Annotated in this window: 1 protein-coding gene; it reads right to left on the reverse strand. The window is 72.8% G+C overall.

Features of this window, described 5'->3' with window-relative positions; genetic code table 11:
• The coding region (locus FPZ47_RS27985) for a methionyl-tRNA formyltransferase (protein WP_428321259.1) at positions 1–415 on the reverse strand (415 nt) is incomplete at both ends.

The following is a 415-nucleotide window of genomic DNA, read 5'->3' on the forward strand; positions in this document are numbered from 1 at the left end:
TCGACGCGAACGGTGCCCGGCGACAACGGCATCGGCGCATCACCGTCGAGGCGCACCGGTCCGAGTTTGATGCGCAGGCCGCCGATCAGCGTCCAGGCGCCGGGGTTGGGCGTGACGGCGCGGATGCGCCGCTCCACCACCGGCGCCGGCAGGTCCCAGCGCACCCGGGCCTGTTCGACGGTGATCTTCGGCGCCAGGCTGACCCCCTCGGCCGGTTGCGGCCGCGGCGACAGTGTCCCGTCGGCGATGCCGTCCAGCGTCGCGGACAGCAGCGCCGCACCCGAATGGGCCAGGCGCTCAAGCAAATCCCCGGCGGTGTCGGTCGGCTGGACGGTCTCGGTGACGACACCGTAGATGGGCCCGGAATCCAGGCTCGGCTCGATGTGGAAGGTGGTCGCGCCGGTGACGGCGTCGC

Origin of the sequence: Mycobacterium helveticum (assembly GCF_007714205.1) — a bacterium.
Lineage (GTDB): Bacteria > Actinomycetota > Actinomycetes > Mycobacteriales > Mycobacteriaceae > Mycobacterium > Mycobacterium helveticum.